4 protein-coding genes and 3 pseudogenes are annotated in these 4667 nt (G+C 43.0%); 3 read left to right on the top strand and 4 right to left on the bottom strand.

Annotated features, from left to right (window positions below; translation table 11 throughout):
• Positions 1 to 134 (top strand): annotated as a pseudogene (locus tag O9323_RS14605) (IS630-like element ISMae24 family transposase); the annotation flags it as partial.
• A gap of 166 nt (positions 135 to 300) precedes the next feature.
• Positions 301 to 1686 (top strand): PLL family lectin, encoded by a 1386-nt coding sequence (locus O9323_RS14610; protein WP_288125337.1) that lies wholly within the window; start codon positions 301 to 303, stop codon positions 1684 to 1686.
• A gap of 296 nt (positions 1687 to 1982) precedes the next feature.
• Here O9323_RS14610 and O9323_RS14615 read toward each other — a convergent pair.
• Both O9323_RS14615 and O9323_RS14620 read right to left on the bottom strand, forming a co-directional pair.
• Positions 1983 to 2057: pseudogene (locus tag O9323_RS14615) on the bottom strand (DUF751 domain-containing protein); the annotation flags it as partial.
• 88 nt (positions 2058 to 2145) lie between these two features.
• Positions 2146 to 3048, bottom strand: coding sequence for a hypothetical protein (locus O9323_RS14620; RefSeq protein ID WP_288125338.1), 903 nt, complete (start codon positions 3046 to 3048; stop codon positions 2146 to 2148).
• Positions 3049 to 3060: 12 nt separating this feature from the next.
• Here O9323_RS14620 and O9323_RS14625 point away from each other — a divergent pair, with 12 nt between their 5' ends.
• Positions 3061 to 3453: a hypothetical protein gene (locus tag O9323_RS14625; protein ID WP_002751759.1), complete on the top strand. Its 393-nt coding sequence runs from the start codon at positions 3061 to 3063 to the stop codon at positions 3451 to 3453.
• A gap of 146 nt (positions 3454 to 3599) precedes the next feature.
• On the opposite strand, the pseudogene O9323_RS14630 reads toward O9323_RS14625, so the two are convergent.
• Positions 3600 to 4410: pseudogene (locus O9323_RS14630) on the bottom strand (IS4 family transposase); the annotation flags it as partial.
• Between the two features lie 18 nt (positions 4411 to 4428).
• Positions 4429 to 4667: transposase (locus O9323_RS14635; RefSeq protein ID WP_288125339.1), on the bottom strand; the 239-nt coding region annotated here is incomplete at its 5' end.

A 4667-nucleotide genomic window follows, 5' to 3' on the forward strand; every position in this document is an offset into this window, starting at 1 on the left:
TTGAAATATTAGGTCGATTTTTAAAATATGAATGGATTGAATTTAGCGCCTATAAAGACCGAAAGAGCCTCCTCGCTTACGTTAAAAAAGTGCTGGACAATTTTGGAGGCGAGTATGTAATTAATTTTGCCTAGGTACTTAGATGGATAAATTCTAATTTTTAAGAAAATCTTAAAAAGGCTGTTGTATGGAAAAAAACCGTCTAGGATTACACTTATGCTCGTCGAACACTAAGCTCGATAATAAGTTCGCAAGAATAGTTAAAATTAAACACTTATTTCCTAAATTCATAAATGTCCTATGTTAAAGATTGCCACAATTCCCTATCCAATTGCCACAAAATACAAAAGCTTGTTTGGACAGGCAGAACCAATAGTAAAAAACCCTATTTGGTTGAACTGTTTTGCTCGTGGTATCGATGGTCGTGTTTATCGAAAGTGGTTCGACAACAAAGCCGGGTGGAAACCATCTGACTTTGATTGGCAGCCGCTTGGGGGGGGGATTACGGATTACCCAGTGGCAGTGGCATGGTCTAGCAATCGACTTGATATTTTTGCCCGCGGTGTCGATGGCGCTCTGTATCACAATTATGGAAGTAACAACGATAAACCTTTAGCAGGATGGGAACTACTGGGTGGTCAGATTCTAGGTTCTCCTACAGTTGTTTCTTGGGGAACTAATCGAATCGATATTTTTGCTCGTGGCACGGATAATGGTATTTACCACAAGTGGTGGGATGGGAAGGGGTGGAAACCCTCACAATTAGATTGGCAACCTCTGGGGGGTGGAACATCTGAGCCTCCTGCCGCAGTAACATGGTCTAAAGGTCGTTTAGACGTTTTCGTACTCGGTTTAGACGGGAATGTGTATCATAACTATGGAAATGGCAATCCTAACAACTGGAGCGGCTGGCAAACACTAGGTGGCTCACCGTTAAAAGGAGCGCCAACGGTTGTTTCTTGGGGGGCTGACAGGATTGATATTTTTGTCCGGTCCTGGGATGGTAGCATTAAACACAAATTATGGGATGGAGTATTTCCCTGGAAACCATCACAATTAGACTGGTATGATGTAGGTGGTCCAATTAATACCAATAGACCTGGTACATCTGACCCTCCTGCTGCGGTTGCATGGTCTAAAGGCCGGCTAGACGTATTTATACGCGGACAAAAAGATGGGGCTGTGTATCACAATTATGGGGATGGAAGTCCTAGCAATTGGAGTGGATGGCAATCACTGGGGGGCGAAATCCAAGGACCTCCTACAGTTGTTTCTTGGGGGACTAACAGGCTTGATGTTTTTGCCCGTGGGATGGATGATGGGGTTTGGCACAAGTGGTGGGATGGCGTACCCCCCTGGAAGGGTTGGGAATTATTGGATAAACCAGTGAGTCCATCAATCGTTGTTTCTACTACAAAGAATCAAACTGGTGGAGCCATAAGGGTTAGCGGCAAAGGTTTTACCCCTGGTGGAAGAGTCAAGTTCTATGTTGAGAATCTAGTCAATCAAAAGAATCCATTCCATCTGACAGAAGATCTTGCAGATGCACAGGGACAGTTTTCGGAAAAAACTAATTTCTTCCAGGCCAACTGTTGGCCAAATCAAGTTAATCCTGCTGTAATTCGCGCAGTTGATGTGGTGACTGGTGCATCAGCAACAGGGACATCAAATGCTTATACTTGCTAATTGTTTATTAAGTTTGATCCCATCGCCTCGTAGCGACTGTTTTGATTGTCAAGGGGTAATTCAAAAAACACTCAAGCAGTTACCCTAAAACTCAAAATCTCAAGCCGAAAAAAAACGCAGGAAAAGCTAATCCGATCAGGCTAAACTAAAGCAGCTACAACTCTTGATCAGAGACAAGAAGGGGTGTGATACTAAATCTCGTTATTAGAGACTGATTATCTATTGCCCCTTTTGTCTATTGCCTATTGCTTGTCCTGATATGTAGCCTATACTCAACGGATTTAGTGTGAATCTCTGGCGCAGAAAATCCCTAAACTAAAGCTAATCAGATAGCGGGGGTAACGGCTCACGTTATCAAAAAAGTCGCCCATAAATTTTATTTATTATCTTTGTCCGTAAGTAATTATAGCAGTAAGCTTCGATGTTCAAGCATAATTGGATAATTTCCCCGATTCACTCTCACCGAGATTCTGGGACATCTGGCGCGAGAATCATCAATTGTCCCTCCTTATCCTCGCGAATGGCTAGAATCGCCGGACGTTCATTTTCTGCCGACTGAGGGGATAACCCGCGAAAAACATAAGTCCAATTGTTATTTTGGATTAATAACCGCCAAACTCGCGGGGGATTGACTTTACTATCATTAGTTTCTTTTCCCCGCAGCTCTTCGAGTAATTTAGTCTCACCGATAATTCGATAACCTTTGAGAGAAGGATCGGTAAAAACATCCTCTGGATTACGACCGATCGCTATCTGTTTTTCTGGTAAAACTAAAGTGATAACTGGTAAGGTAGAAGTATCATTAACTGCATCGCGACGGGCATCGATCGATCCCTGAATTCGGGCTAACCAAAAAAGAATAATTAATAGCCAAATAACAGCGATCAAATCTTTTCGGAGAGCTTCGGGAATTCCCCGGACTAATAAACCTAGGAACTGAAATTTTTGATGAAATTTCCGTTTAGATTGACTGACAATTGAATAGGATGGCAGGGGAGACAAAATCCAGAGAGTAAATTGAATCGCAAAGGCAACCGCAACCAGCGCCAGAAAAGTTCGCAGAAACGCCCCGAAATCGCCACAGAAGACCTGTATCGGCACAAAAAGGAAGGAACGCAAGGGCAAGTCCAGACGGTTAATCTCAAGGCTAAACCAGCCGAAATAGGCCCACCGATAGATCCATCCCGTAAAATAGAGAAAAATCCCCAGCAAACCGAGAAGACTGGCGAAGGTTCCTAGTATCTGTGTTCCGGGAGGGGGAGAATTCGGATCGCTCACGGCAAAATGTCCCTGATTGGCGTTTTCGATCGCTATCCTACTCGATCGATCGGGTTCTATCGCCAGTTCTTTGTATTTTATCAAGGAGAATAACCCATGTCGATCGACGATCCCCGACAAGTTCGTTTGTTAATTGAGAAAATGGAAGCGAGTTTACCAATCCCTGTGCGTGCAACTCCCGAAACGTTAAAACTAGCTGAAACAAAAGGCGAGCGATACAAACCCGATCACCAGTTTTCGATCGATAAAATTTTCTACACGGGAGACGAGGGGGGAATTATTTGTTTCCTAAAAAATGAATTGGGAAAACAAACGGGTCTTATCTGTTCTTTAACCCATCTACGCATCGATAACGATCATCCGTTAGCGGCGGATATTCAATCCTACCAGAAAAAGCGATCGATGCGGATTGCACTACAGGATGGTAAAACCGGAAAAGCCCTCCGTATTGCCAAACAAAACCGCCCGAACAAAGGTTTCGGAAAGTAAAAATATATTGACAAAAACCGCAGGTTGGGTTACGAGTAGTACTAAGGGACTTGCGCTTTGATAATGTACCTTTTGGGCGAACGCAGTTCGCCCCTACATTGTGGACAAAATCCGTTAATGTAGGGGCGCAAAGCTTGCCATTGGTGTCAACTTAAGGGAAGAGGTTCCCATATTTGTCGATGGAGAGCCTCTTTCTCTCGATGTCGCTGACGTTCAGCTTTAATCAGTCCAAAAAGTTGAGCGCGTTCGGCTAAATAGCTGATTACATCTGGGTTTTCGCCCCGAGAGAAAGCCTTCGCTACATAGTAAAGGCTTCTAAAAACCATCTCGACAGAAATTTTTTCTTGCGGCTGATGGAGAGCTACAGCCACATCTTGAACTATCTGAATGAGAACAGTATAGAAAATCAAGGTAGTGAGAATTTGGATTTGTACGCCGTTAGTGTGTCCAACCCATAAATACGCCAGTCCTAAGAGTCGCTTGGTTAAGAGAAAAGCTTCTTCTATCTGCCATCTTCTTCTATACAAATCACAAACCTCTTCAGCGGATAGTTGTTTAGAATCAAGCACGTTTGTCAAATAATCATACCAAGTATTTCCCCAAAGAACTGAGACTAATCTGACGGTCGAATGGCAAGGATTAGAGCGATACTGACCGAGGGTAATAATCTCATCTCTCTCGGTCAAGTTTTCCTGCGGACAAAACTTGCTTTATTTGGTAAGATGTTTTCCCCCTCATGCGGGTAAGAAAATATTTTCCTTCCTCAGTAAATTGGTCAAACCACGGAAAACTAAAAAAGCCTAGGTCAACGACTAGCAAGCCTGATGTAGGTAGCTCATTTATTAATTGTTCTGCCCATACTTTATCGTTACATTTCTCATTTTTCTGATACCATACTGTCACAGGTACTTGCGTAAATGCCTCAACAATCATCATTATTCTTCCAGCCAATTTCCTGAGAGGGGGACAAGCGAGCTAGAAGGTAGATAGGGCAAGCGATATCGCTCTTTGTCCTTTGATGTAATCCTTCAACCGATAGCGGCTAATTTGCATTAGCTCTTCTATATTTTTTGGGAACATTTGATGTAGCTGGAGCCAATGATAGAGATGTTGACCCACATAAAAACTGCTGTGTCTGCGTTGACCTTTATATCTTTTTTCAGGTCTTGTGACATATTTTTGGATTCCCATATCCTTAATTTTTTTACCTTGCA

Source organism: Microcystis sp. LE19-131.1A (genome assembly GCF_027532015.1).
Taxonomy (GTDB): Bacteria; Cyanobacteriota; Cyanobacteriia; order Cyanobacteriales; family Microcystaceae; genus Microcystis; species Microcystis ichthyoblabe_A.